This window comes from Streptococcus lishijunsis (genome assembly GCF_047290665.1).
In the GTDB taxonomy this organism is placed as follows: Bacteria; Bacillota; Bacilli; order Lactobacillales; family Streptococcaceae; genus Streptococcus.
The window spans coordinates 1-2,846 of the sequence record NZ_JBLBUC010000026.1 but is presented as its reverse complement, the minus strand read 5'-3'; the positions used below and the strand labels follow the sequence as shown (position 1 = coordinate 2,846).

The 2,846-nt window shown below is 39.8% G+C and carries 2 protein-coding genes and 1 pseudogene; all 3 read left to right on the top strand.

From position 1 onward, the window contains the following. Window positions 1-277 precede the first annotated feature (277 nt). The 3 genes and pseudogenes from ACLN19_RS08160 to ACLN19_RS08150 all read left to right on the top strand — a co-directional run bounded on the left by ACLN19_RS08160 (window position 278) and on the right by ACLN19_RS08150 (window position 2,796). Window positions 278-931, top strand: a complete 654-nt coding sequence (locus tag ACLN19_RS08160; protein ID WP_413385231.1) for an HD domain-containing protein — start codon at window positions 278-280, stop codon at window positions 929-931. Window positions 932-1,716: 785 nt separating this feature from the next. Then, on the top strand, window positions 1,717-2,349 hold the full coding sequence (locus ACLN19_RS08155) for a GNAT family N-acetyltransferase (protein WP_413385199.1): 633 nt from the start codon (window positions 1,717-1,719) through the stop codon (window positions 2,347-2,349). A gap of 168 nt (window positions 2,350-2,517) precedes the next feature. Then, window positions 2,518-2,796: pseudogene (locus ACLN19_RS08150) on the top strand (hypothetical protein). Window positions 2,797-2,846 lie beyond the last annotated feature (50 nt).

Sequence of the window (2,846 nt, the reverse complement as noted above, 5' to 3'; positions counted from 1 at the left end):
CGCAGCAACCCCATTTCCAACTCTATGAATACCGAAAACATTGTTTTCTTGATTCTTGATGTTAAACTTAGTATAATAATCTAGGCATTGAAAAATGCCGATACTATACTATATTAGAATAAGCGCTAGGGAGTGCGAGGATAGTATAGGATAAGTTTGATTTTTTACTTATCAAGCAAGTTAGGCGATTATAGTTATAGTCGCCTTTAGTGTTAGCTTTTCTTGAAAGCGCTATCGTTAGAAGATTGGAAAAGTGATTGATGAGAGAGGTGAGTGTATTCTAAGTCAAGCGCAGATTATAGAGAGAGCTAGGGAGTTTGTTTATCAAACCTTGAGCGGTGAGGGTAGTGGTCATGATTGGTGGCATATTGAGCGAGTGGCACGGATGGCTGTGAATCTAGCTGAAAAAGAAGGAGCAGATGTCTTTATCTGTGAACTAGCAGCACTCTTACATGATATGGTGGATGATAAATTAACCAAAAATGAAGCAGAAGCCCTGCAAAACGTCAAGGATTGGTTGACAGAACATGACGTGCCATCATCAGATAGCGCTCATATCATGGACATTATCACTAAGATGTCTTTTAAGGGTGGCAATCAGACGGATAAGGTCTCGACACTAGAGGGGTATGTCGTGCAGGATGCAGACCGCTTGGATGCTATGGGAGCCATAGGTATCGCGAGAGTCATGTGCTACTCAGGACATGTCAATAGACCCATTCATGACCCTAGCATGACACCAAGAGACAACCTCACCTTTAAGGAATATCGAAGTAGTAAGGATACGGCTATTATGCACTTTTATGAAAAACTGTTGACCTTAAAAGAGCGGATGAACACCGATTCTGCTAGAGCCTTAGCTCAAGAAAGGCATGATTTCTTGCTTCTTTACTTAGAGCAGTTTTACGCAGAGTGGGAAGGCAAGCGTTAGGAGCATTTGGGACTTTAAGAAAACAATGTTTTTAGTTTACGATGATATAGCGATATGCTATAATGATTTCCTACAAGATTTAGTCAGTCTTCTAAGTAACTTAGTGAAGAGTGGTTGACACCATGCTAAGATGATGCGCCTAAACCTCGTTACACTAACTGTGGGATACTGTGGTTGGATAAGTAATGGTCTTGCAAGTGATTGTGAGAGCTTGGGACGTGAGAGAATACCAAGAGTGCGTGTTGTGTGGAGGATTGACGTTGTTAGGCTATGGTCAGACGGTGGTAGCGATAATAGACGCTCCAGTGGAGAATAAGCCATTGGATTCAAGTTTGGCGACTTGCATGAAGATGGTAATGCCAAAATAAGCTATTGTGCACCTTGAGGGGTGAAAAGCTCCTTGCTTACACTAAAGACCAGTATCAGTAGCTCAAATGTGCAGGGTTTGAAAATCATACATACTGAATGTTGAGTGAACGTTGAAGGTAACCAGCCCTATCTAGCTCTCGAGACGCCAAAGAAGTCATCAGGTAGCTCCTGTTGGCTCAGTCTTTGGTAAGCTATCAGCTAATAAAGAGCGCCAATCTAAAGCAGAGCGAAAGCTCACTTAGAAGACTGATTAAGTCTTGTAGGACACTAGCATGAGCTAGTGTTTTTTAGTTATTTAAATACGTATTTATACTAATATAAAAATATGTGTTTAAATAAATATTAAACCGTTTAGATGCTATCTTTTCTTGTTTTTGTGCTATACTGTATTTACGATAAGTACAAGGAGAAACAGTATGTCTATTGAGATTCGCAACGAGCGACCGTCTGAGTATCGTGAGGTGGAAAACCTTGTCCGTGAAGCTTTTTGGAATGTCTATCAACCTGGTTGTTCGGAGCACTTAATCTTGCACCAATTTCGTCATCATGACAATTATCTGAAAGAACTGTCTAAAGTGATAGTAGTGGATGGGCAGATAGCAGGACAGATTATGTATAGTAAGGCACAGTTACGTCATGAGGTGACAGGTGAGCTAAAGCCGATAGCTATCTTTGGGCCATTTGCCATTGCTCCAGCTTATCAAAAAAAGGGTCTCGGCAAGCAACTCCTAGAGACGACGCTGAAAGAGGCTAAGGAGATGGGCTTGTCACACATCCTTATCATGGGGGACCCAGACTACTATAAGCAGTACGGATTTGTGCCTGCTAGAGAGTATGGTGTTTACTTGGAAGGACAGGATAAGGCAGAGCCACTTGACTATTTGCAGATAGTGAGCTTACAAGATACTAGCGACATTAGTCAGCAGACAGGACCGTGGCTTTTTCGTGTACCAGATGGCTACGAGGTCGATGACGAGGTTTTAGAAGCCTTTGACCAGCAATTTCCACCAAAGCAAAAAGAAGTCCTAGAAGGGCAGTTGGGGACATAGCTTTTTCTAAGGTTATGTTTAATGAGAGGACAGATTGTTACATTTCATTTTATAATTCGGGATTTTATAATCTGGTTTTATCCATCCTCTTTTAATATTCATGGAAAAGGTGAGAATAATGGAATTTTTCAAAAGAAAGTACAGAATCAAGACTGATTTAAATGACTAATTCATAGACTTTTAGAAATGTCTGATATCGAACTAACCAAAGTAGAGTAATTTTTAGATGTGGTCTTTGATCTAAGTTTCAAGTCTAGTGAGAAAGTAGAAGTGTATCGAAATATTACAATAATTGAAGAATAAAGCCTTGATAAGTCAATTCAGGAAGCAAAAAATAAACTTAAAACGGAACAATTGGAGAAGCGAATAGAACAGTTTAAGAAGGAGAAGAAACCTAAAACGGATAACACACCAAATATGGTGCGTTATCCGTTTTTTATGGTATAATGAAAGCAAATATGAGGAGGTCTTTATTTATGATTGGAGATAATATCAAA

What these genes read in the sequence shown, in the direction of transcription:
- ACLN19_RS08155 (WP_413385199.1), top strand. Translation starts at nt 1,717, where the DNA reads ATGTCTATTGAGATTCGCAACGAGCGACCGTCTGAGTATCGTGAGGTG.